Raw genomic sequence first — 23288 nt, forward strand, 5'->3', positions numbered from 1 at the left:
CGGGAGCTCCGGCTCTGGCCGGAACGTCCGACGGTCGCATGCCATCGCCCAGGCGGGCGGGTGCGGCACACCTCGGAATTAATGCAAGACGTGCGCCTTTGGGCGGGATCTCGCGAAGGTTTGATCAACCATGTCGGCGCCCGCACACTCGACACCGAAAGAGTAAACGATCCGTAACTCGCGACCGCGCGGCGTCGCCCCTATGATCCGCCCCCGCCCGAGTCGGCTTCGCTCGATTTGCCGCAGAGTGGTGGAAACCCTTGCGGGCCGGCCGGCTTGTCGTCTCGGTGCCGAGCTGCGCGTCGGGGGCGATGTGCGTGGCGACAGACTGCAACGGAGGTTCGACGGCAGCATGACGGAATCAGCATGACGGAACCGGTGAATAGCGGGGCGCGCGGGCCCGTGGCTGATCTCCTGGCCCAAGCGCGGCGGCTGATCGGCCCGGTATTGCCGCGCCGCTGGCGCGAGGATGCGGCGCTGGTGCCGGTGGTGCGGCTCACCGGCGTGATCGGCGTGTCGACCCCGCTGCGCCCGGGCGTCACGCTGTCCGGCCTCGCCCGCTCGCTCGACCGCGCCTTTTCCATGCGCGGCGCCAAGGCGGTGGCGCTGTCCATCAACTCGCCGGGCGGCTCGGCCGCGCAGTCGCATCTGATCTTCCGACGCATCCGCCAGCTCGCCGAGGAGAAGAACCTGCCCGTGATCGCCGCCGTCGAGGATGTCGGCGCCTCGGGCGGCTACATGATCGCCTGCGCGGCCGACGAGATCGTCGCCGATCCGGCCTCCATCGTCGGCTCGATCGGGGTGATCGGCGCCACCTTCGGATTCGACGAGGCGATCAAGCGGCTCGGCATCGCCCGGCGCATCTACACGGCGGGCGAGCACAAGTCGTCGCTCGATCCGTTCCTCCCCGAGGACCCGGACGATGTCGCGCGCATAAAAGCGATCCAGCAGGAGATCCACGCCCTGTTCATCGATCTGGTGCGCAGCCGCCGCGGCGCCCGCCTGGCCGGCCCGGAAAAAACCCTGTTCTCCGGGGAGTATTGGACGGCGTCGACGGCGCTGGGCCACGGTCTGGTCGACCGGCTCGGCGATCTGCGGTCGTATCTGCGCGAGCGTTTCGGCAAGGACGTGACGATGCCGGTGGTGTCGGCGGAGCGCGGCTTTCTGGCGCGCCGGCTGATGGGGGCCACCGGTGATCCCGGCTTCGGCCTCCCGCGTAGTCTGGCCGAGGATGCGATCTCGGCCGTCGAGGCGCGCGCCATCTGGGGCCGCTACGGACTGTGACGCAGGTTCCGGCCCGGCCGGGAACCGAACGCACTTTTGAACCGGCGCCGGTGTGCCGGACTCGAACTCAGCGGCTCACCCGCGCCGCCCTCACCCCCGCGGGCCGTGAAGAGGAGAACCGGCATGCCGTTCGTGTTCCCGCCCATGATCGCCGCCACCATCGCTGCGCTCGGCGTGGCGGCGCTCGGCCGCGTGATGCTGAAGGAATGGCGCCGCATCAACGACGAGCTGGAGCAGATGCGCCCCGCCGAGGCGATCGACCCCTCGCGCCTGCCCAAGCTGCGCCGCGACCCGCGCACCGGCGTGTATCGGCCGGAGTAGAGGGATGGGGCCGAAACCCAACGGAACGGGGCGGGCGTGTGGGCCGTGCCGGTGGCGACGGCCCAAACGCGACCCATATGTCTGTCGTACCGCCCGGATCGGGGCCGCGCGTGTGCGTGGAGACGAGCCATGACTGCACGTGACCTGCTGAAACGACTTCTCCTTCTTCTCGCCTGCTCTGCATTCGCGGTTGCATTCGCCGCGGTCGCCGGCGGGCTCATGGGGCTGCTGGACGCCAGAGGCGTCTCACTCGTCACGCTCGCCGCAGCCGGCGTGGCGCTCCTGTCCGCGGCCGGCTACTTCGCATTCGCGGAGCAGGACATCAGGCGCCGGTTCAGTTCAGCGGTCTGACGCCTGATAGTTTTGGCGGGGCGCTTCACTCGGAGGTGGGGGCATGGGCACGCTTACGAGGGGGGGAGGCTCGGGTGCGTTTACAGGTGGGCGCGGCGGTATATTGGCCGAAGAGAGTCGCGCATCGAGCCGCGAGAGTACCCGATGCGCCTGCGCGATTTCTATGCGAAGATCCTCTAGGCTTTTCTCGATCTTGCCGAGGCGGTCGCTGGACGCCGCCACGGTCGCTTTGATCCCCGCGATCTCGGTTTTGAGATCCCCGATCTGGACATACAGGGCGGCCGCACCGGCCAGCAGCGTCCCGAGAAGGGCGAAGATGCCCCAGACCATTTTCTGCACCAGGCCGAGTCGGGCATCGAGCCCTCCGACGAGGATCGCAGTTTCGCGAATGGTCTTAGGTTCGGTCATAAAAACATATTAGGTGTATTCGCTCGAGCGTACAACCGAGTCCCTCGCCTTGACCCCCTGAATCCCTGCCTTTAGGGTCCGCGGCCTGCGGCCGGGGCGCGACAATGATGCGTCGACGATGCGGCCGATCCTGGTCGATGACCGTCGATGCGAGCCACCATGCCAAAATCCGACCTGCCGCCGCACATGCGGCCCGAACGCTCGTTCCAGGGGCTGATCCTGGCCCTGCAGCGCTACTGGGCCGACCAGGGCTGCGTCATCCTGCAGCCCTATGACATGGAGGTCGGCGCCGGGACGTTCCATCCGGCCACGACGCTGCGGGCGCTCGGGCCAAAGCCGTGGCACGCCGCCTATGTGCAGCCCTCGCGCCGGCCCAAGGACGGCCGCTACGGCGAGAACCCCAACCGGCTGCAGCACTACTACCAGTTCCAGGTGATCCTGAAGCCGTCCCCCGAAAACCTGCAGCAGCTCTATCTCGACAGCCTCGCCGCCATCGGCATCGACACGGCGCTGCACGACGTGCGCTTCGTCGAGGACGACTGGGAGAGCCCGACGCTCGGCGCCTGGGGGCTCGGCTGGGAGTGCTGGTGCGACGGCATGGAGGTGTCGCAGTTCACCTACTTCCAGCAGGTCGCCGGCTTCGAATGCGCGCCGGTGTCGGGCGAATTGACCTACGGGCTCGAGCGGCTGGCCATGTATGTGCAGGGCGTCGAGAACGTCTACGACCTGAACTTCAACGGCCGCGAGGGCGCCGAGCGTGTCTCCTACGGCGACGTCTTCCTGCAGGCCGAGCAGGAGTACTCGCGGCACAATTTCGAGCACGCCGACACCACCATGCTGTTCGAGCAGTTCCGCATGGCCGAGGGCGCCTGCAAGACGTATCTCGACGCCGGCTGGCGCCGGGACCCGAAGGACGCCAAGGCATCGCGCCATCTGATGGCGCTGCCGGCCTACGACCAGTGCATCAAGGCGAGCCACGTGTTCAACCTGCTCGATGCCCGCGGCGTCATCTCGGTCACCGAGCGGCAGAGCTATATCCTGCGGGTCCGCGAGCTGGCCAAGGCCTGCGGCGAGGCCTGGCTGGCCACCGCGGCCGGCGGCGCCGGGTAGGGCACGGGCCGACGTGCTCCGCTCGGCGGTTGCGACGATCGAGGACGCACGGCATTTCAGCTCCCCTCCTCCCACTCGCGAAGCGAGTGGCGGGGAGGGGTCGGGGGTGGGGGGCTCTTTGGCGGCCGAGGCAAATCCGACGCGCATCGACGCTCGCACCGGTCTCGCCCGCGCCCTCCGCCGCGCCACGACCGAAGCCGAGAAGAGGCTGTGGTGGCATCTGAAACGGCTGCCGACCGGATCGTCGCATTGGCGCCGGCAAGCCCCCATCGGCCCGTACTTCGCCGACTTCGCCTGCCACGAGCGACGCGTGGTGATCGAAGTCGATGGCGGGCAGCACGGCGAGGCCGCGTCGGCCACGGCCGATGCCCTTCGAACCGACTATCTCGCAACCCGAGGCTACCGCGTTCTTCGATTCTGGAATAACGACATCCTGAACAACATCGAGGGTGTGCTGACCGTGATTGCCCAGGCGCTGGGCGACGATCGTATGCCCCCCACCCCTGACCCCTCCCCGCCACGCGCTGTGCGCGCGGGGGGAGGGGAACGGCGCCGCCGAGTTTGACCTCCCATGCCCGACCTTCTCTTCGAGCTCTTTTCCGAGGAAATCCCGGCCCGCATGCAGGCGCGGGCGGCCGAGGACCTGAAAAAGCTGGTCACCGACAAGCTGGTCGATGCCGGCCTGGTCTACGACGGCGCCACCGCCTTCGCGACGCCGCGGCGGCTGGCGCTGGCCGTCCAGGGCATCCCGGCCCGCCAGCCCGATCTGCGCGAGGAGAAGAAGGGCCCGCGGGTCGGCGCCCCCGACAAGGCCATCGAAGGCTTTCTCAAGGGTGCGGGGCTCACCGACATCGCCCAGGCGACCGTCCAGAAGGACCCCAAGAAGGGCGACTTCTACGTGGCGCTGGTGGAAAAGGCCGGCCGGCCGGCCATCGACGTGCTGGCCGAGATTCTTCCCCTGGTCGTGCGCACCTTTCCGTGGCCGAAGTCGATGCGCTGGGGGTCCGGGCGGCTCACCTGGGTGCGGCCGCTGCATTCGATCGTCGCCACCTTCGGGCCGGAGACCGAGGATCCCGACATCGTGCCGTTCGCGGTCGACCACGTCGCCGCCGGCGATGTTTCGCGCGGCCACCGTTTTTTGGCGCCGGCGACATTCCGGGTGAAGCACTACGACGACTACGTGCAGAAGCTGCTCGACGCCAAGGTGGTGCTCGATCCGGCGCGGCGGCGCGACATCGTCCTGCACGAGGCCCGCCAACTCGCCTTCGCGCAAGGGTTCGAGCTCGTCGAGGACCAGGGCCTGCTGGACGAGGTTGCCGGCCTGGTCGAATGGCCCGTCGTGCTGATGGGCTCGTTCGACCCGGCGTTCCTGAAAATTCCGGGCGAGGTGATCCGCTCGACCATCCGGGCCAACCAGAAATGTTTTGTCGTTCGCGACCCGAAGACCGGAACGCTGGCGCCGAAATTCGTGCTGGTCTCCAACACGGAAGCGGTCGACGGCGGCAACGCGATCGTCGCCGGCAACGAGCGGGTGATTCGGGCGCGACTGTCGGATGCGAAATTCTTCTACGAGACCGATCTGAAGACGAAGCTCGAGGACCGGCTGAAGAAGTTCGATCAGATCGTCTTCCACGAGAAGCTCGGCACGCAGGCCGAGCGCATCGTCCGCATCGGGCGGCTCGCGGCGGAGCTGGCGCCGCTGGTCGGGGCGAATGTCGACAGTGTGAAGCGCGCCGCGCTGCTGGCGAAAGCTGATCTGCTCACCGAGGTGGTGGGCGAGTTCCCCGAGCTGCAGGGCCTGATGGGCAAGTACTACGCCCTCGCCCAGGGGGAAGATGCGAGCGTCGCCGCGGCTTGCGAGGAGCACTACAAGCCGCAGGGCCCGGCCGACCGGGTGCCGACCGATCCGGTGTCGATCGCGGTGGCGCTCGCCGACAAGCTCGACACCCTGGTGGGTTTCTGGGCGATCGACGAGAAGCCGACGGGATCGAAGGACCCGTATGCGCTCCGTCGTGCGGCGCTCGGGGTGATCCGGATCGTGCTGGAGAACGGGCTGCGGCTCCGACTGGCGGACATCGCAGAATTTGCAGGCGCCCATGCCCCAGCCCGGCACGTCACAATCGTGCCGAAGCTGATTTCTGAGGTTTCTGAGGCTGATATACAGTCTGGAAAAATCGGAACCACGATCGACCACACGCCCGCTCGGCTCGCCGACCTCCTCGCCTTCTTCGCCGACCGGCTGAAGGTGCAGCTCCGCGAGCAGGGCGCGCGCCACGATCTGGTCGATGCGGTTCTCGCGCTGAAAGGCGAAGGCCAGGACGATCTGTTGCAGATCGTCCGCCGCGTCGAGGCCTTGGCAAAATTCCTGGAGACCGAGGACGGCAAGAATCTTTTGGCCGGGGTCAAGCGGGCGACCAACATTCTGCGCATCGAGGAGAAGCGCGACGGCACCCGCTACACCGGGGCGGTCGATGCCGGGCTGTTCCGGGAGGCCGAGGAGTGGCAGCTCAGCCACGCCATCGAGAAGGCCCAGGGCGAGGCGGAAGCCGCGGTGGCGCGAGAGGATTTTGCCGGCGCGATGAGCGCGATCGCGACGCTGCGGCCGCATGTCGACGCCTATTTCGAGAAAGTGACCGTGAACGCCGACGACAAGGCGGTGCGAGCCAATCGTCTGCGGCTGCTCGACGGCATCCGCGCCGCGACGCTGGCGGTGGCGGATTTTTCCCGCATCGAGGGCTAGCAAAATCCGCGCGGGCGGTGGAAACTGCGCTCCTTAAAAAATCCGGACGGTTTCAGTCTCGGATGATCAAGGTCTGTTTAGGACCAGAGGGATCGACCCCCGCTGCGGCGTGTACCGTAATTGCGCGCGCCGCCCGAGGAGTCTTCAGCGTTTCGCGCACATCGGAGCAATCAATGGCCAAGTCGAGCAAAGCACAGCGCCGCCCGTCCGTAGCGACCGCCAAGGGAGGGCGGGCCGTCAGCGTGAAGGCGGGCGCCGCCAAGAAGGCGGCGACCAAGGCGGCGACCAAGACCGCGAAGAAGGCGGTCGCCAAGGTCGCGGCTGCCCGCCGTCCCGCCGCCGCCAAGACGCTGCGCAAGCCCGTTCCGAAGCCCGCCGCCAAGGCCGCTCGTCCGGCCAAGCCCGCTGCCCGCACCACCAAGCCGGCCACCAAGGCCGTCAAGCCGGCGGCGCGCGTCGCCAAGCCGAGCGCCGCCAAGCCGCCCGCGAAGGCGCCGACTCCGGTCGCCGTGAAGGGCAAGTGGGTCTACACGTTCGGCGACGGCAAGGCCGAAGGCCGCACGGGCATGAAGAACCTGCTCGGCGGCAAGGGCGCCAATCTCGCCGAGATGGCGAGCCTCGGCCTGCCGGTGCCGCCCGGCTTCACCATCACGACCGAGGTGTGCACCTACTACTACCAGAACAAGCAGACCTATCCGAAGGAGCTCAAGGCGCAGATCCGCGCCGCGCTCGACCACGTCGCCAAGATCGTCGGCAAGAATTTCGGCGACAAGACCGATCCGCTGCTCGTCTCGGTGCGCTCCGGTGCGCGCGCCTCGATGCCCGGCATGATGGACACGGTGCTCAATCTCGGCCTCAACGACGAGACCGTCGAGGCGCTGGCCAAGCAGTCCAACGATCGTCGCTTCGCCTTCGATTCCTATCGCCGCTTCATCACCATGTACTCCAACGTGGTGCTCGACGTCGGCTATCACCACTTCGAGGAGATCCTCGACGAGCACAAGGAAGAGCACGGCTACAAGCTCGACACCGACCTCAAGGCGGAGGATTGGGAGAAGCTGGTCGGCCGCTACAAGCTGCGGGTCGAGCGCGAGACCGGGCATGCGTTCCCGCAGGACCCGGAAGAGCAGCTCTGGGGCGCCGTCGGCGCCGTGTTCGGGAGCTGGATGAACCAGCGCGCCATCACGTATCGCCGGCTCAACAACGTCCCGGAGAGCTGGGGCACCGCCGTCAACGTCCAGGCCATGGTGTTCGGCAATCTCGGCGAGACCTCGGCGACCGGCGTCGCCTTCTCGCGCAATCCGTCGAACGGCGACCGCCGGCTCTACGGCGAGTTCCTGATCAACGCCCAGGGCGAGGACGTGGTCGCCGGCATCCGCACCCCGCAGGAGATCACCGAGGCGGCGCGGATCGAGTCGGGCTCCGACCGGCCGTCGATGGAACGGGCCATGCCGGTGTCGTTCAAGGAGCTGTCGACGTACTACGCCAAGCTCGAGAAGCACTACCGTGACATGCAGGACATGGAGTTCACGGTCGAGCGCGGCAAGCTGTGGATGCTGCAGACCCGCAACGGCAAGCGCACCGCCAAGGCGGCGCTGAAGATCGCGGTCGATCTCGCCAACGAGGGGCTGATCTCCCGCAACGAGGCGGTGCTGCGCATCGAGCCGGCCTCGCTCGACCAGCTCCTCCACCCGACCATCGATCCCAAGGCCGAGCGCAAGGTGATCGCCACCGGCCTGCCGGCCTCGCCGGGCGCCGCCTCGGGCGAGATCGTCTTCAACTCGGACGAGGCCGAGCTGCTCAAGACCCAGAACCGCCAGGTCATCCTGGTGCGGGTCGAGACCAGCCCGGAGGACATCCACGGCATGCACGCCTCCGAGGGCATCCTGACGACCCGCGGCGGCATGACCTCGCACGCCGCCGTGGTGGCGCGCGGCATGGGCAAGCCCTGCGTCGCCGGCGCCGGCTCGATCCGGGTCGACTACGTGGCCGGCACCATGACGGCGGGTGGCCACGTCTTCAAGAAGGGCGACGTGATCACCATCGACGGGGCCAACGGCCAGGTGCTGGCCGGCCGCGTGCCGATGCAGGAGCCGACCCTGTCGGACGACTTCGCCACCCTGATGGGGTGGGCCGACAAGGTCCGCAAGCTCAAGGTGCGCACCAATGCCGACACCCCGAACGACTCCCGCGTCGCCGTGAAGTTCGGCGCCGAGGGCATCGGCCTGTGCCGCACCGAGCACATGTTCTTCGAGGGCGAGCGTATTCGGTCGGTGCGCGAGATGATCCTGGCGGACGACGAGGCGAGCCGCCGCAAGGCGCTCGCCAAGCTGCTGCCGATGCAGCGCGACGACTTCGCCCAGATCTTCGAGATCATGAAGGGCAAGCCGGTGACCATCCGGCTGCTCGATCCGCCGCTGCACGAGTTCCTGCCGCACACCGAGCAGGAGATCGCCGAGGTGGCGCAGGCCATGGCGGCCGATCCGCGCAAGCTCGCCGATCGCGCCAAGGAGCTCGCCGAGTTCAACCCGATGCTCGGCTTCCGCGGCTGCCGCCTGGCGGTCGTCTATCCGGAGATCGCCGAGATGCAGGCGCGGGCGATCTTCGAGGCGGCCGTCCTGGCGGCCAAGAAGACCGGCGAGGCGGTGGTGCCCGAGGTGATGGTGCCGCTGATCGCCACCAAGGCCGAGCTCGACCTGGTCAAGGCCCGCATCGACGCCATGGCGAAGGCCGTGATGGAGGAGAGCAAGACCAAGTTCAAGTATTCGGTCGGCACCATGATCGAGCTGCCGCGGGCGGCGCTGCGCGCCGGCGAGATCGCCGAGACGGCCGAGTTCTTCTCGTTCGGCACCAACGATCTCACCCAGACGACCTTCGGCATCAGCCGCGACGACGCCGCGAGCTTCCTCGGCGCCTACACGGCCAAGAACATCCTGCCCGGCGACCCCTTCGTGTCGATCGACACCGAGGGCGTCGGCGAGCTGATGAAGATCGCCACCGAGCGCGGCCGCAAGACCCGGCCGAACCTCAAGACCGGCATCTGCGGCGAACACGGCGGCGATCCGGCCTCGGTGATGTTCTGCGCCAAGATCGGGCTCGACTACGTGTCGTGCTCGCCGTTCCGGGTGCCGATCGCCCGCCTCGCCGCCGCCCAGGCGGCGCTCGGCGGCGGCAGCTCCGGCACGGTGTGACCGACCGCACGCGCGCCGGGCCTTCTTCCGGCGCACGGCCTCTCGGCTCCCCTCCCCCCGCGAGCGCAGCTCGTGGCGGGGAGGGGTCGGGGGTGGGGGGAACGGCGTGGCCGAGTCCGAATCCCGTTCGGTCGACACCCGGGTGCCCCCCGCGCGCGCAATGCGCCGCGCCATGACCGATGCGGAGCGAAAGCTCTGGTGGCATCTTCGGCGTGTCCCGCCCGGTTCGTCGCACTGGCGCCGGCAGGCGGCCATCGGTCCTTTTTTCGCAGACTTCGCCTGTCATGCGGCGCGCCTCGTCATCGAGATCGACGGTGGACAGCACGCAGCGGCTGACAACCTTGCGCGCGACGACGCACGCACCGCCTATCTCGAGACGAAGGGCTATCGCGTTCTTCGCTTTTGGAACAACGAGGTTCTCGGCAATATCGAGGGCGTGCTGGAGACAATCGCAACCGTCGTCGAATGCGGTAGCGCAGTGCCCCCCACCCCTGACCCCTCCCCGCCACGAGCTGCGCTCGCGGGGGGAGGGGGACCGAAGCGCCGAGCTCCGTCACGATGCGGCTTCTGAGCGGCTCGTCCTGATGCTCGAGCGCTGGCGAAAGAAAGGCGAAGCGTCTTGAACATCGTCATCGAAAGCCTGCTGGAAGGCGCGCGGCGCGCGGCCGGGACCGTGGTGGTGATCGACGTGTTCCGCGCCTTCACGACGGCGGCCGTCGTGCTCTCCCGCGGTGCCGAGAAGATCGTCATGGTGGACAGCGTCGACGAGGCTTTCGCGCTGCGCGACGCCGGCGTCGGCAGCGTCTGCATGGGCGAGGTCGAGGGCGTCAAGGTGCCTGGCTTCGAGCTCGGCAACTCGCCGTTCGAGGCCGGAGAGCTCGACCTCGAGGGGCGCACCGTGATCCAGCGCACCAGCTCCGGCACGCAAGGCGTCGTCGCGGCCCTCGGGCAATCCGAGCGCCTCTACGCGGGCGCGCTCGTCACCGCGCCGGCGACCACCCGGGCCGTGCTGGCCGCTCGGCCCGAGCGTGTCACCCTGGTCGCCATGGGCCGCAACTCCGTCGTGCGCGCCGACGAGGACGACGTCTGCGCCATCCACCTGCGCAACCTGCTGGAAGGCCGGCCCGGCAACGCCGCGGCGGCGTGCGACCTGATCCTGGCCGGCGGCCAGATCGCCGACTTCCGCGATCCCGAGGTCACCTACATGCATCCCGGCGACCTCGACATCTGCCTCGACGTCGGCCGCTTCGACTTCGCCATCCGGGTTCTTCGCGAGGACGGCCGGCCGGTGGCCAGGATGGAAACGGCGTAGCAGGGCAGGCGCCGGAGAGCGCATCGCGACGGGCGCTGCGGCTCCCCTCCCCCCGCGCAGCGGTGGGGAGGGGTCGGGGGTGGGGGGAACAGCGCATCCGCATTCGCAAGGGTGGCTGGTGTGTCTTGCGCCGAAGCCCCCCACCCCTGACCCCTCCCCGCCACTCGCTGCGCGAGCGGGGGGAGGGGAACCGCGGCGCCGTGCTCGATCTCCAACTGGTCCGGCCGTTTCAATCATCAGGTTCTTGCTGCCGTCCTTTTGTGTTTCCTCCCGCACCGCCCACCGTCTCCTCCCGTCATCCGTTCGTCCCACTGGACTTTCGCCGCGCGGCCTGGGAGGGTTTGCGCATAAAGCGGGCCGCCACGAGCCCGCGACCAACGACAGGCCGTCGCCGCCGGCGGCCCAGGGCAGGAAACGAGCATGGCCGACGAGCGTACCGGCGCGGGCCCCGCGTCGCGATCGAGTTCCGAGCACCCGACCGCATCAGACGACACGGCGACGGCCCCGCCGGGCTCCGCGAGCCAGCCGGCATCGTCGCCAGGAACGCCCCTGCCGGGATCGTCTCAGTATGGCGCCGCCGCGAGAAACGATCCGTTCCGGCCGCTCGAGCCGCCGCCCGGCTACGTTCCGGGCTCCTCCGGCCGTCCGGCGCCGGTCGATTCGGCGATGCCTGACGTTCGGCTCACCTCGCAGGGCGCCATCTCGGACGAGGCCTTGCGAAAAGCCGAGGCCTATATCGAGCAGGAGGAGGGCGCGGCCAACCGCCTGTCCGGCCGCGCCGGCATGATCGTCACGGCGATCGCCGTCGTTTCCACCCTGTTCCATCTCTATTCCGCCTACGCGATCGTGCCGACCCAGCCGCTGCGCTACATCCATGTCGGCTTCGTGCTGGTGCTGTGCTTCCTGCTGTTTCCCTTGGCGACGCGCTTCCGCAACGCCATCCGCTGGTGGGACGTCGTCGCGGCGATCGCCTGCGTCGGCATTCTCGGCTACGCGCTCGCCGGCGGCGAGGAGTTCACCGACCGCGCCGCCGTACCGGACCGCTGGGACGTGGTGCTCGGCGTCGTCTTCATCGTGCTGCTGCTCGAGGCGACGCGACGCACCACCGGCTGGATCATGCCCGTGGTGGCGATCCTGTTCATCGTCTATGCGCTGGTCGGGCCGCATCTGCCGCCGCCCTGGACGCATCGCGGCTACACGGTCAGCCGGCTGGTGGGGCATCTGTTCATCACCCTGGAGGGCATCTTCGGCGTCGCCGTCGACGTCTCCTCCACGCTGATCATCATGTTCACGATCTACGGCGCCTTCCTGCAGCACTCGGGCGCCGGCAAGTTCTTCATCGACTTCTCGCTCGCCGTGATGGGCGGCAAGCCCAACAGCGCCGGCCGCACCGTGGTGCTGTCGTCGTTTCTGCTCGGCGGTCCGTCGGGCTCCGGCGTCGCCACCACGGTGACGATCGGCGCCGTCGCCTATCCGATGATGGCGCGGGCCGGCTTCGAGAAGAACGCCGCCGGCGGCCTGCTGGCGGCCGGCGGCCTGGGCGCCATCCTGTCGCCACCCGTGCTCGGCGCCGCCGCCTTCCTGATCGCCGAGTTCCTGAAGATCAGCTATCTGGACGTGATCTGGATGGCGATCATTCCGACCTGCCTCTACTACCTGTCGCTCCTGTTCATGGTGGAGCTCGACGCCAAGCGGTTCGGCGCCAAGAACGTGCCCTACGACACGTCGCTGACCATCCCGCAGATGCTGAAGCGCTACGGCTTCCACTTCGTCTCGCTGTTCGCCGTCATCGGCTTCATGGTGGCGGGCTATTCGCCGATGCTGTCGGTGTTCTGGTCGACGCTGCTGGCCTTCGGTCTCTCCTTCCTGCGGCCCGAGACGGCGCTGTGGCCCAGGAAGCTGGTGCGGGCGCTCTCCGACGGCACCATCGGGGTCTTGAACGCCGCCACCACTTGCGCCTCGGCCGGCATCATCGTCGGCGTCGTCACGCTCACCGGGCTGGGGCTGAAGTTCTCCTCGATCGTACTCGCCTATGCGGGCAACAGCCTGCTGCTCACCGCCATCTACACGGCCCTGATCGTCTGGATCGTCGGGCTGGCCGTGCCGGTGACGGCGTCCTACATCATCTGCGCCGTCATCGCCGCGCCGGCGCTCACCAAGCTCGGCGTGCCGGAATTCGCCGCGCACATGTTCATCTTCTACTACGCGGTGCTGTCCGAGGTGTCGCCGCCGACCGCGCTGTCGCCCTTCGCGGCGGCCGCCATCACCGGAGGCGATCCCTACAAGACGACGCTGCAGGCGTGGAAATACACGCTGCCGGCCTTTCTGGTGCCGTTCGTCTTCATCCTCGATCCGATGGGAGTCGGCCTGCTGATGGTTGCGCCGAAAAACGGCGGCCTGATCGACATCGTGCTGATCACGCTGAAGACCGCGGCCGGGCTCGGCGCGCTGGCGGTCGCGGCGCAGAACTGGGGCTTTCGCCGCTGCACGCCGGGCGAGCGGGTGCTGTGGACGCTGGCCGGCCTGCTGCTGGTGTTCCCGAGCCTGTTGGAGCCCGCGACCGAATGGCTGCTGAACGTCGACGTGCCGCAGCCGGCCTGGTTTGGCCTCGCGCTCGTCGCTCTGCTAGGCTTCTGGCAGATCAGGACGCGGGGCGAACCCCAGTCGGCGTGACGGGGCCGAACGGCCCCACGATTCAGAAAACCAAACCTGATCGTTCAAGGGAGAACGTCCAGATGCGCTTCAAGGTCCCCCGACTCCTCGTCGGCGCCGCCGCGACGGCTCTCGTGTTGGCCGGCGCTGCCGTGGCCCAGCAGAAGGCCATCGCGATCGGCACCGGCGGCACCGGCGGCGTCTACTATCCGATGGGCGGCGCGCTCGCGGCCGTGCTGTCGAAGAACCTGCCCGGCGTGCAGGCCACGGCCGAGGTGACGGGCGGCTCGGTCGACAATCTCAAGCTGATCGGCTCCGGCCAGAGCGAGGTCGGCTTCTCGATGGCCGACGCCGCGCTCGACGCCTTCAAGGGCGAGGACAAGTTCAAGGGCAACAAGGTCGAGGTGCGCACCCTGCTGGTGCTCTACCCGAACCGCATGCACGTGGTCACGATCGACGGCACCGGCATCGAGAAGATGGCCGATCTCAAGGGCAAGCGGGTGTCGACCGGCTCGCCCGGCGGCGCCACCGAGGTGATGGCGTTCCGCGTCATCGAGGCGGCCGGGCTCGACAAGGACAAGGACATGCGGCGCGAGCGGCTCGGCGTCGCCGAGTCGGTCAACGCCATCAAGGACCGCAAGATCGACGCCTTCTTCTGGGTCGGCGGGCTGCCGACCGCCGCCGTGACGGATCTGGGCGCGACGCCGGGTGTAAAAATCAAGATGGTCGACCACGACGAGGTGGTCGCCAAGATGAACGCCAAGTACGGCCCGCTCTACGCCACCGACACCATCAAGGCTGGCACCTATCCGGGCCAGGGCAAGGACAACCACATCAGCGTGGTGTGGAACGTCCTGGTGGCGAGCGACAAGATGCCGGACCTGATGGCCTACGACATCGTCAAGACGATCTTCGACCAGAAGGCCGACCTCGTCGCCGTCCACAAGGAGGCCGAGAGCATCGACTTCAAGTACCAGCTCAAGGGCAACTCCTCGATCCCGTGGCATCCGGGCGCGCTGAAATACTTCGCCGACAAGGGCGTGCAGATGTGATTCCGTCGTTCCGGGCTCGCGGGCTTTCAGCCCGCGCCCCGGAACGACGGCGTTTCTCGCTTCCGACCTCTCCCCCGGAGTCGCCCATGCCGCTTCTTCGCGCCCTCGTCGGCCTCACGCTGCTCCTCGCCCCCGCCCTGGCGGGCGCCCAGGAGTTCCCGTCCCGGCCCATCAGGCTGGTCGTGCCGTTCCCGCCCGGCGGGCCGAACGACATCATCGCCCGCACGGTCGGGCAGCGGATGTCGGAGCTGCTCGGCCAGCCGGTGCTGATCGACAATCGCGGCGGCGCCGGCGGCGTGCTCGGCACCGACGCGGTCGCCAAGGCCGAGCCGGACGGCTACACGATCGGTGTCACCAGCGCCGGCGCGCTCGCCATCTCGTCGAGCCTGCAGGAGAAGATTCCCTACGATCCGCTGAAGGACTTCAAGCCGATCACCCTGGTCGCCAAGGTGCCGGAGATCCTCGCGGTGGCGCCGACCCTGCCGGTCTCGACCATGGCCGAGCTGGTGGCGCTGGCCAAGGCCAAGCCGGGCGACATCAGCTTCGCCTCCTCGGGGCCGGGCAGCATGCCGCATCTGGCCGGTGAGCTGCTCAAGATCACGGCCGGGATCGACATCGTCCATATCCCGTACCGGGGCGCCGCGCCCGCCGTCACCGACATCCTGGCGTCACAGGTCCACATCGTGTTCCTCGATATCCCGGTGCTGCTGCCGCACATCCAGGCCGGCAAGCTCAAGGCGATCGCGGTCGGCAGCCGCGAGCGGGCGCCGAGCCTGAAGGACGTGCCGACCACGGCGGAGGCCGGCTTCCCGCAGGTCGAGGCGGAGAACTGGTACGGCATGGTGGCGCCGGCCGCGACCCCGCCGGCCGTGATCGCCAAGCTCCACAAGGCCGCCGTCGACGCGATGAAGAGCCCCGACGTGAAGGACAAGCTCGCGGCCCAGGGCGCCATCCTGGTCGGCGACACGCCGGAAGAGTTCGCCGCATATATCCGCAGCGAGATCGACAAGTGGCGCAAGGTGGTGGTCGCCGCCGGGGTGAAGCCGGGCCAGTGAGGGGGCATGGCAAAACGTCCGGACGGCAGGGTCGCCATCGTGGCCGCGGCGGCCTGTGCTGGATCGGCGGCCGCGCAGATCGCCTATGCGGCCTGCATGGCCGGCGTTATCCAGTTCTCAAACGTGGTCGCCGTGCAGTATGCTGGCCATGGTATCCGGGTGAACACCGTGGTTCCGGGTCAGATGCACACGCCCATGGTGGAAGCGCGGGTCGCCGGCCAGCGTGCCGGCGGTGACGTCGAGGCGCTGCTGCGCTCGCACGTCGCCCGCATCCCACCCGGTTTCATGGGCGACGGCCGCGACACGGCGGCTGCCGCCTGGTTTCTCGCGTCCGACGAGGCGCGCTTCGTGACCGGCACCGAGATCGTCGTCGATGGCGGCATGACGGCACGCTGCGATTGAGTCTGGATAGGACCACCATGACGCAAGTCGACCGGCAGCCGGGCCAAGAGCCCACGTGTCCTCCGCCCGATCCGCATCCGAAGAAGCCGGCCTATGTGCCGCCGCCCGGCGCCTGCGACGCGCATTTCCATATCTTCGGGCCGGGCGATGTCTTTCCCTATGCGCCGAAGCGGCCGTTCACGCCGCCCGACGCCCCCAAGGCGAGGCTGCTGGCGCTGCACCACTTCCTCGGCTTCGAGCGCGGCGTGTTCGTGCAGTCGTCCTGCCACGGCACCGACCACGCGGCGCTGCTCGACCTGCTCGCCACCACGGACGGACGCTATCGCGGCGTCGCACTGCTGACGCCCGGCACGGCGCCCGAGGAGGTCGCGCGGCTGCACGCCGCCGGCGTGCGCGGCGTGCGCTTCAACTTTCTCCAGCATCTCGGCGGCCGTCCGTCGCTCGACGACATGCGCACCGTGATCGAGCTGGTGCGGCCCCATGGCTGGCACGTCGCCATCCACGTCACCGGCAAGGAGCTGCTCGATTCGCTCGACCTCATCACGTCGATCCGCGCCAAGGTGGTGATCGACCACATCGGCCGCGTCGACGTTGCCGAGGGCACGGCCGGCTTCGCCTTCGGGGCGCTCAAGCGCCTGCTCGACCGCGGCACCATCTGGGTCAAGCTCTCCGGCGTCGACCGCATCTCGCGCGCCGGGCCACCCTTCGCCGACGCCGTGGCGCTCGCCCGCGCGCTGGTGCGCCACGCGCCCGAGCGGGTGGTGTGGGGGACCGACTGGCCGCATCCCAACATCTCGCGCTTCATGCCGAACGACGGCGAGCTCGTCGATCTCATTCCGCAGATCGCCGAGGATGCCCGCACCCAGCGCCTGATGCTGGTCGACAACCCGACCGAGCTGTTCGAGTTCGACAAGCGCTGAGGCGCCGGCGCGGCGCGTCCATCGTTTGTTCGTCTTTTGCCGATAGCTGTTCCGACGGGCGTCTCGCCCGGTTCGGAACAGACACATGACAGATACACTCCGCGCTCCCAGGAGCATGGTGGGCCTCGGCCTCGCGCTCGCCGTGTGCCTTGCCGCGCTCGACCCGACCGTCGCCGCACCGCGTCACGCACCGCGTTCGGATGCCGCCGTCGTCGTCACCGAGACGGGGGCGGTGCGGGGCATGGTCGGGAACGGCTTGCGCGAATTCAAGGGCATCCCTTACGCCGAGCCGCCGGTGGGCGCGCTGCGCTTCGCCATGCCGAAGCCGGCGAAGCCCTGGCGCGGCGTTCGCGATGCGATCCACTACGGCAATGCCTGCCCGCAGGTCTCACGCTACGGACTCACCGCGGCGAGCGACATCGAGGACTGCCTGACCCTCAACGTCACGGTGCCGGTCACCGGCCCTGGCCGCGCGAGCGGACCGCGTGGCAAAAAACCCGTGATCGTCTGGATCCACGGCGGCGCCTTCGTCGGCGGCTCGAGCGCGCTCTATCCGCTTTCCGCCATCGCCAGGTCCGGCGACGTGGTGGTCGTCTCGCTCAACTACCGGCTCGGCGTGTTCGGCTTCATGGCGCATCCGGACTTCGCCGCCGCCCACAACGGCGACTACGGGCTGGAGGACCAGCGTCTGGCGATGCGCTGGGTGAAGCGCAACATCGCCGCCTTCGGCGGCGACCCCGACAACATCACGCTGGCCGGCGAGTCGGCAGGCGCGTCGAGCGTGTGCATGCATCTGATCGCGCCGCGCCAGACCAGAGGTCTGTTCCGTCGCGCCATCGTGCAGAGCGGCGGATGCGCCCATCCGCTTCACTCCGTAACGGAGGGGGGCGAGATCGGCGTGAAGGTCGCCGCCAAGGTCGGCTGCGGCGACAAGGCGACGGCGCTCGCCTGTCTGCGCAAGGCGAAGGTGACGGATCTGCTGGCCGCGGCCGCGGAGGTCGGCGCGGCCGACCTGATGACCTATTCGCCGGTCTGGGGCACCGAGACGGTGCCGCTCCAGAGCTTCGAGGCGCTGCGCACCGGGCGCTTCGTGCGGGTGCCGGTTCTCAACGGCGGCGACAGCGAGGAGCTGCGGCTCTACGTCGCCTACGACGTCATGGCGGGAGCCAGGATCACGGCGGAGAGCTATCCGGACGACCTGAAGGCCGTCTACGGGGACAAGTCGCCGACGGTGCTGAAGGCGTATCCGGTGACGGCCTATTCTTCGGCGCCGACGGCGCTCGGCAGCGTGATGTCGGACTTCTCCCCGAAGATCGGGCTGAACAACTGCATCTATCTCGAGGCCGGCAAGCTGATGCGCAGGCACGTTCCGGTCTACGAATACGTGTTCGGCGACCCGGCGGCCCCGCCCGTGACGACCGATCCGGGTTTCGAGATGGGTGCCGTGCACTCGTCCGAGCTGCTCTATCAGTTTCCCCATTTCGACAACACGACCAAGGTCGCGGGACCCGCCCTCGCGCCGCCCTCGCAAAAGCTCGCCGACCAGATGATGGCCTACTGGACGAGCTTCGCTCGCACCGGCATACCGGTCGCGGCCGGCGCGGCGGCTTGGCCGCGCTACGCCTCGGAGACGTCGGTGATGAACCTCGTCCCCGGCGAGGTCCGGACGTTCGATGCTTCCGTCGCGCACAGATGCGGGTTCTGGAAGCCGCTCTATCCGACCTTTCTCACCCAGTAGGCGACGCCGCGTCGGCGCCGCTGCCTGCCGCAAGTGTCCTTCGCATCACGAGAGTGCACCATGGAACGTCAACGAGTCGCGGTCCCCGGCCAGTGGGGCGAGATCATCGGCTATTCCCGTGCGGTGCGGGCCGGTGCCTTCGTGTTCGTGTCGGGAACCACCGCCAGCGGCCCCGACGGTGCGCTGCATCCGGGCGATGCCGGCGCCCAGGCCGAGGAGATCCTCGTGCGCATCGGTGCGGCGCTCGCCGAGGTCGGGGCCAGCCTGGACGACGTGGTCGAGACCCGCATCTATGTCGCCGACATCAAGACCTGGGAAGCGGTCGGCCGCGCCCACGGCAAGGCGTTCGCCAAGGCGCGCCCGGCGACCGTGCTGCTGCAGGTCGCCAGCCTGATCTCGCCCGACCTGCTGGTCGAGATTTCGGCGACCGCGGTCGTCGGCGACAAGACCTGATCCGGGACACGCGTGCGGCGCCCGGATCACTCCCCAAAGCGTCATGCGCGGGCTTTGACCCGCGCATCCATCATGTTTCGCAAAAAACGCTTATCCGCAGGACGATGGATCGCCGGGTCGAGCCCGGCGATGACGACGGTGGGGGAATGTCGCTGGAGGTCGAGTCCGGCGCGCTGTGCCGTCACGGGATGAACTGATCAACCGGATTTCGCCTCACCCCGTCGTCTTCTGGCCCATGGCGATGGCGTTGACGGTGAGCAGCAGGGCGTCGAGCTTGGCCTCGTCGGGGGCGGCCCGGTAGGCGCGCAGCACGTCGACCTGCTCGTGATGCAGCCAGGTGAGGCCGCGGGCCCGCATCTCGATGGTGCGCAGGAAGCGCGGGCGCCGCGTCTCGACGGGGTCCGGGAACAGCGCCGCGACGGCCTCGCAGGTCCGGTGGTATTCGGCCAGGATCGTCGCCAGCATGTCGTCGCGCAGCCGCTCGTCCTCGCACAGCGAGGCGTAGAGCGTCATCACGGTCGGGCTCGCCATCAACAGGCTCGCCTCGACATTGTGCAGCACGTAGTCGAGGAAGCGCCAGTGCGGCAGCACGGCGCGGATCGCCTCGAAGCCTTCGGGGCGCTCGCGGCGCAGCCACGCGACGGCGCTGCCGACGCCGTACCAGCCGGGCAGGTGGAAGCGCGCCTGGCTCCACGAGAACACCCACGGGATGGCGCGCAGATCGCCGAGTGTCGCGCGGCCGGTGCGGCGGCTCGGGCGCGAGCCGATGCGGGCCTGCTCGATGGCGTCGATCGGGGTCGCGGCGCGGAAGAAGTCGATGAAGCCGTCGGCCTCGACGAGCTGCCGATAGGCCGTGTAGCTCTGCGCCACCACCTCCTCCCACAGCGCGCGCAACGGATGCGGCGGATGCGGGCCGGCCTCGTGCAGGAGCGAGGTGCGGACCACGCCGGCGAGCAGCCGCTCGAGATGGAACGTGGCAGTGACGCGGTTGGCGTATTGCTGCGAGATCACCTCGCCCTGCTCGGTGACGCGCAGACGCCCGGTGAGGCTGCCGGCCGGCAGCGCATCGAGGAACGCATGCGTCGGCCCGGCGCCGCGCCCGATGGTGCCGCCGCGGCCGTGGAAGAACTCGACCCGCACGCCGCGCTCGCGCCCGATCCCGGCGAGCTTCTCCTCGGCGAGATGCAGGGCCCAGTGGCTGGCCAGAATGCCGCCGTCCTTGTTGCTGTCGCTGTAGCCCAGCATGACGATGCACTCGGGCACGGCCTTTCCGTCGCGCGCGCGAAGATGCTCGAGCGTGTTGCGGGTGATCGGATGAGACAGGAAGGAGTCGAAGATGGCGTCGCAATGCGCCAGGTCACCAATAGTCTCGAACAGCGGCACCACCGGGATCAGGCAGGCCGGGCCGAGCGGCGTGTCGATCAGCAGGCCGGCCTCGCGGGCGAGCAGATAGGGCGTCAGGAGGTCGGAGACGCTGCGCGTCATGCTGATCACCAGCGGTCCGAGCCCGTCCGGCCCGTGCCGGTCGAGATGCGCGCGCAAGGCCCGCAGCAGCGAGACGGTCGCCTCGGCCTCGCCCGTGAGGACCGTGTGATCGCCGGTGAACGGGCGTGGCGTCGCCAGCTCGCGTTCGAGGAAGGCGAGCTTCTCGGCTTCGCTCCAGTCGGGATAGTCGGTGCGCCGGTTGCCGGCGGCGGCGAGCAGCCCGGACACGGCGCGGTCGTGGAAGCCCGAGTTCTGGCGCACGTCGAGGCGGGCGAAGTGGAAGCCGAACACGCGCGCCTGCGCCGCGATGGGACGCACGTCGGTCGCCGCGATCTCCTCGGCGCCGGTCTCGGTCAGCGCCGTCTCGATCGCCTCCAGGTCGGCGACCAGCTCGGCCGCGGAGGCATAGGCGCCCGGGCTGTCGGGGCCGCCGTCGCGCGTATGGGCGAGCCGCATCAGCAGCAGGCTCACCATCTGCCGCCACGGCTCGCCGCGATTGCGGGAGAGCACCGCGCGGCTCTCCTCGCCGAGCAGCGCCACGGTCTCGTCGAGCCGGCGCCGCAGCACGGCCGGCACGTCGTCGCCGGCCGCCGCGAGGCTGATCCGCACGGCGAGCTGCGCCAGCCGCGCCTGCAGGAGGCGCAACGCGCCCTCGCGCAGGCGGCCGAGCATCTGCACGGTGACGTCGGTCGTCACGAACGGATGGCCGTCGCGGTCGCCGCCGACCCAGGTGGCGATGCCGAACCGCGGCAGCCGCGGCGGCGCGCTGCCGAAGGTGTCGCGCCAGGCCTGCTGGAAGCGCAGGTCGAGGAGCTCGACGACATCGGGGAACACCGTCTCCATGTAGTGCAGGACGGTGCGGATCTCGCTCTCGACGTCGGGGCGTTCGAGCAGGATCTCGCCGGTCCGCCACAGCCGCTGCAGCGCCGCCTTGAGGCGCCGCGTGTAGATGCCGAGCTCGATGTCGGTGAAGGATCGGGTCTCGCGCTCGAGCAGCAGCAGATAGAGGGCGCGGTGATGCTCCAGCACGGTGGCGCGCTTGGCCTCGGTCGGGTGCGCGGTCAGCACCGGCTCGAGCGAGGCGGTCGCGACCGTGCGGCGGACCTCGTCCTCGCCATGGCCGCGGCCGAGAAGGTCTTCGAGATCGTGCCGCCACAGCCCGGGCTCGCGTTCGTGCCGGCGGCCCTCGGCGCGCCGGCGCATCTGGTTGGCCGTGTTCTCCTCGACGATGTTGAGGAGCTGGAAGGCAATGGAGAGCGCCTGGCAGCGCGCCAGCGCGCCGTTGTTTTCGCGCGGCTCCTGGAGAATGCCGTCGGCCGAGAAGCAGGCGCGGACGAAGTCGGCGACGCCGGCGACCGGGCGGTGCTCCTCGACAACCTGGCAGAACACGTCCAAGAGTCCGGCGAAGTCGGCGGACCACTTGGCGAAGTCGTCGTGGAGCGGAGCGGGAGCGTTCATGGGGGAGCGTCCGTGGCGAAGCGCCTGCGGCAGCGGCCGCGTCGCCTCGGGCGACACGGGCTGCGGCCCGGGGGGTGAAGCGGCGTCCTAGCAGCCAGACTCACATGCAGGCAATGTGCCACCGCCTGATCGGCTTTTAGCGGCCGGCCTCGTTTGTAAGCCGCGGGAGCTGCGCCACGGTGTGCTCCAGCAGCGTCGCGCAGCGGATCAGGTCGGCGAGAAGCTGCGTGTCGACATGGGAATAACCCTCGTACTCGACGAGGTTGCGGTCGTTGTGGGCCTTGGCGAGGACGCGCCAGACAGCCGCCTCCAAGCCGAGCGTGTGCGGCAACGCTTGAAAGACGGCGTAGCGTTTGTCCGATCGGTAGCCTTTGTGGCGCAGCGCCGCCGGGGCAAAGCCGTGCGCGGCATTGTAGGCGAGATCGAAACGGCTCTCGAAGACGAGGCTGTCGTTGCGCGCATCGACGAGCCGCTTCTTCGCGGAGCTGACGAGGCCGTCGAACTCCGCCGGTGTTCCCGACTCGGCTTTCAGCGTCCCGAGCTTGACGAGATTATCGAGCTCCTGATTGCTCATGATCGAGGTCGCTTTCAGATCCGACGACGAAAATTTTCGGCTGGTCCAGAATCTTCTCGATGAAGGGACTCTTGTCTGCGCGCTTAACCTGCCAGTCCGCCACGGTGAGAAAGCTGGGGTTCACGGGGCGGCTCAAAACCTGTTCGGCGCTCTGCAGCGCGGGATAAAGGTCCGTGTAGGACAGGTCCTCGCCCACCACCATCAGGTCTATGTCGCTGCGGGCCGTGTCCGTGCCCTTGGCGACGGAGCCGTAAACGAAGGCGAACCTGATTTTTCCGGCGAAGGGCTCCAGCGCCGACTTGAGCGGGTCCGCGAGTCCCACCGTCTTGAGAACGAGGCTGTGCAACTCATGGAAGATGGGGGAGGCGCGATTGGCCCGGTAGTGCTTCTGGTTGCCGATGCGCTCGACCGTCACGAGGCCGCTGCGGTGGAGGCGCGACAGTTCCCGATCCACCGCGCCGGTTCCCGAGCGGACGGTCTTGACGATCTCGGAGCCGTAGAAGCTGCGCTCCGGATGCCCGAACAAAAGCCCCAGCACGCGTTGCTGCACCTTGGAGAACAAGGCGTTCGAAAGGCTGAGGGGGGTCATGTCCATTGACTTTCCCAATTTGGGATTGATATCACCCAAATTGGGATATTTCAATGGGCTCCCTGCTGTCGACACGGCAGGTCGACGGAGTGGTCGCTTCGGACATCGAGCTTGCTCGATGTCCGCTCGTCGCGATGGGCACGTCGTCTGCGGCCGACGTACTGGAGCCGCATGGTTCGAGGCTCGCTTCGCT

Annotated in this window: 20 protein-coding genes; 16 read left to right on the top strand and 4 right to left on the bottom strand. The window is 68.7% G+C overall.

Annotated elements, in window-relative coordinates; translation table 11 throughout:
* The first annotated feature begins 402 nt into the window (after positions 1–402).
* From HXX10_RS24485 to HXX10_RS24495, 3 genes are all read left to right on the top strand, one after another.
* A complete protein-coding gene (locus HXX10_RS24485; RefSeq protein WP_296525891.1) occupies positions 403–1284 on the top strand; it encodes a S49 family peptidase in 882 nt (293 codons plus the stop codon).
* Positions 1285–1407: 123 nt separating this feature from the next.
* Positions 1408–1605, top strand: a complete 198-nt coding sequence (locus HXX10_RS24490) for a hypothetical protein (protein ID WP_296525892.1) — start codon at positions 1408–1410, stop codon at positions 1603–1605.
* 129 nt (positions 1606–1734) lie between these two features.
* Positions 1735–1956 carry a hypothetical protein gene (locus HXX10_RS24495; RefSeq protein WP_296525893.1) on the top strand — a complete coding sequence of 74 codons (222 nt, stop codon included), beginning with the start codon at positions 1735–1737 and terminating at the stop codon, positions 1954–1956.
* On the opposite strand, the gene HXX10_RS24500 is transcribed toward HXX10_RS24495, so the two are convergent.
* Positions 1945–2364 carry a hypothetical protein gene (locus HXX10_RS24500; RefSeq protein ID WP_296525894.1) on the bottom strand — a complete coding sequence of 140 codons (420 nt, stop codon included), beginning with the start codon at positions 2362–2364 and terminating at the stop codon, positions 1945–1947. The genes HXX10_RS24495 and HXX10_RS24500 overlap by 12 nt on opposite strands.
* Before the next feature lie 159 nt (positions 2365–2523).
* On the opposite strand from HXX10_RS24500, the gene HXX10_RS24505 reads away from it, so the two are divergent.
* The 13 genes from HXX10_RS24505 to HXX10_RS24565 all read left to right on the top strand — a co-directional run bounded on the left by HXX10_RS24505 (position 2524) and on the right by HXX10_RS24565 (position 18989).
* A complete protein-coding gene (locus HXX10_RS24505) occupies positions 2524–3474 on the top strand; it encodes a glycine--tRNA ligase subunit alpha (protein WP_296525895.1) in 951 nt (316 codons plus the stop codon).
* Positions 3475–3592: 118 nt separating this feature from the next.
* Positions 3593–4039: an endonuclease domain-containing protein gene (locus HXX10_RS24510; protein ID WP_296525896.1), complete on the top strand. Its 447-nt coding sequence runs from the start codon at positions 3593–3595 to the stop codon at positions 4037–4039.
* 6 nt (positions 4040–4045) lie between these two features.
* Complete coding sequence (glyS, locus tag HXX10_RS24515; RefSeq protein WP_296525897.1) at positions 4046–6214, top strand: glycine--tRNA ligase subunit beta; 2169 nt, start codon at positions 4046–4048, stop codon at positions 6212–6214.
* 173 nt (positions 6215–6387) lie between these two features.
* A complete protein-coding gene (gene ppdK, locus HXX10_RS24520; protein WP_296525898.1) occupies positions 6388–9405 on the top strand; it encodes a pyruvate, phosphate dikinase in 3018 nt (1005 codons plus the stop codon).
* A gap of 106 nt (positions 9406–9511) precedes the next feature.
* Positions 9512–9976, top strand: coding sequence for an endonuclease domain-containing protein (locus HXX10_RS24525; RefSeq protein WP_296525899.1), 465 nt, complete (start codon positions 9512–9514; stop codon positions 9974–9976).
* Between the two features lie 48 nt (positions 9977–10024).
* A complete protein-coding gene (locus tag HXX10_RS24530) occupies positions 10025–10717 on the top strand; it encodes a 2-phosphosulfolactate phosphatase (protein WP_296525900.1) in 693 nt (230 codons plus the stop codon).
* Between the two features lie 666 nt (positions 10718–11383).
* Positions 11384–13390 carry a TRAP transporter fused permease subunit gene (locus tag HXX10_RS24535; RefSeq protein WP_296525901.1) on the top strand — a complete coding sequence of 669 codons (2007 nt, stop codon included), beginning with the start codon at positions 11384–11386 and terminating at the stop codon, positions 13388–13390.
* Between the two features lie 62 nt (positions 13391–13452).
* A complete protein-coding gene (locus HXX10_RS24540) occupies positions 13453–14421 on the top strand; it encodes a TAXI family TRAP transporter solute-binding subunit (RefSeq protein WP_296525902.1) in 969 nt (322 codons plus the stop codon).
* An 86-nt stretch (positions 14422–14507) separates the two neighbouring features.
* Positions 14508–15476: a tripartite tricarboxylate transporter substrate binding protein gene (locus tag HXX10_RS24545; RefSeq protein WP_296525903.1), complete on the top strand. Its 969-nt coding sequence runs from the start codon at positions 14508–14510 to the stop codon at positions 15474–15476.
* Between the two features lie 6 nt (positions 15477–15482).
* On the top strand, positions 15483–15878 hold the full coding sequence (locus HXX10_RS24550; protein ID WP_296525904.1) for an SDR family oxidoreductase: 396 nt from the start codon (positions 15483–15485) through the stop codon (positions 15876–15878).
* A 17-nt stretch (positions 15879–15895) separates the two neighbouring features.
* Positions 15896–16798 carry an amidohydrolase family protein gene (locus HXX10_RS24555; protein WP_296525905.1) on the top strand — a complete coding sequence of 301 codons (903 nt, stop codon included), beginning with the start codon at positions 15896–15898 and terminating at the stop codon, positions 16796–16798.
* 85 nt (positions 16799–16883) lie between these two features.
* Positions 16884–18536 (top strand): carboxylesterase family protein, encoded by a 1653-nt coding sequence (locus HXX10_RS24560; RefSeq protein WP_296525906.1) that lies wholly within the window; start codon positions 16884–16886, stop codon positions 18534–18536.
* 60 nt (positions 18537–18596) lie between these two features.
* The gene (locus HXX10_RS24565; RefSeq protein ID WP_296525907.1) at positions 18597–18989 is read left to right on the top strand and encodes a RidA family protein; all 393 of its coding nucleotides are present in this window, start codon (positions 18597–18599) and stop codon (positions 18987–18989) included.
* A 213-nt stretch (positions 18990–19202) separates the two neighbouring features.
* On the opposite strand, the gene HXX10_RS24570 is transcribed toward HXX10_RS24565, so the two are convergent.
* The 3 genes from HXX10_RS24570 to HXX10_RS24580 all read right to left on the bottom strand — a co-directional run bounded on the left by HXX10_RS24570 (position 19203) and on the right by HXX10_RS24580 (position 23101).
* Entirely contained in the window at positions 19203–21932 is a 2730-nt protein-coding gene (locus tag HXX10_RS24570; RefSeq protein ID WP_296525908.1) for a phosphoenolpyruvate carboxylase, read from the bottom strand.
* Between the two features lie 136 nt (positions 21933–22068).
* A complete protein-coding gene (locus HXX10_RS24575) occupies positions 22069–22506 on the bottom strand; it encodes a hypothetical protein (protein WP_296525909.1) in 438 nt (145 codons plus the stop codon).
* On the bottom strand, positions 22484–23101 hold the full coding sequence (locus tag HXX10_RS24580; RefSeq protein WP_296525910.1) for a nucleotidyltransferase domain-containing protein: 618 nt from the start codon (positions 23099–23101) through the stop codon (positions 22484–22486). Before HXX10_RS24580 ends, HXX10_RS24575 begins: the two co-directional genes overlap by 23 nt.
* Between the last annotated feature and the right edge of the window lie 187 nt (positions 23102–23288).

It is taken from the genome of Rhodoplanes sp., from assembly GCF_013377085.1.
In the GTDB taxonomy this organism is placed as follows: Bacteria; Pseudomonadota; Alphaproteobacteria; order Rhizobiales; family Xanthobacteraceae; genus Rhodoplanes.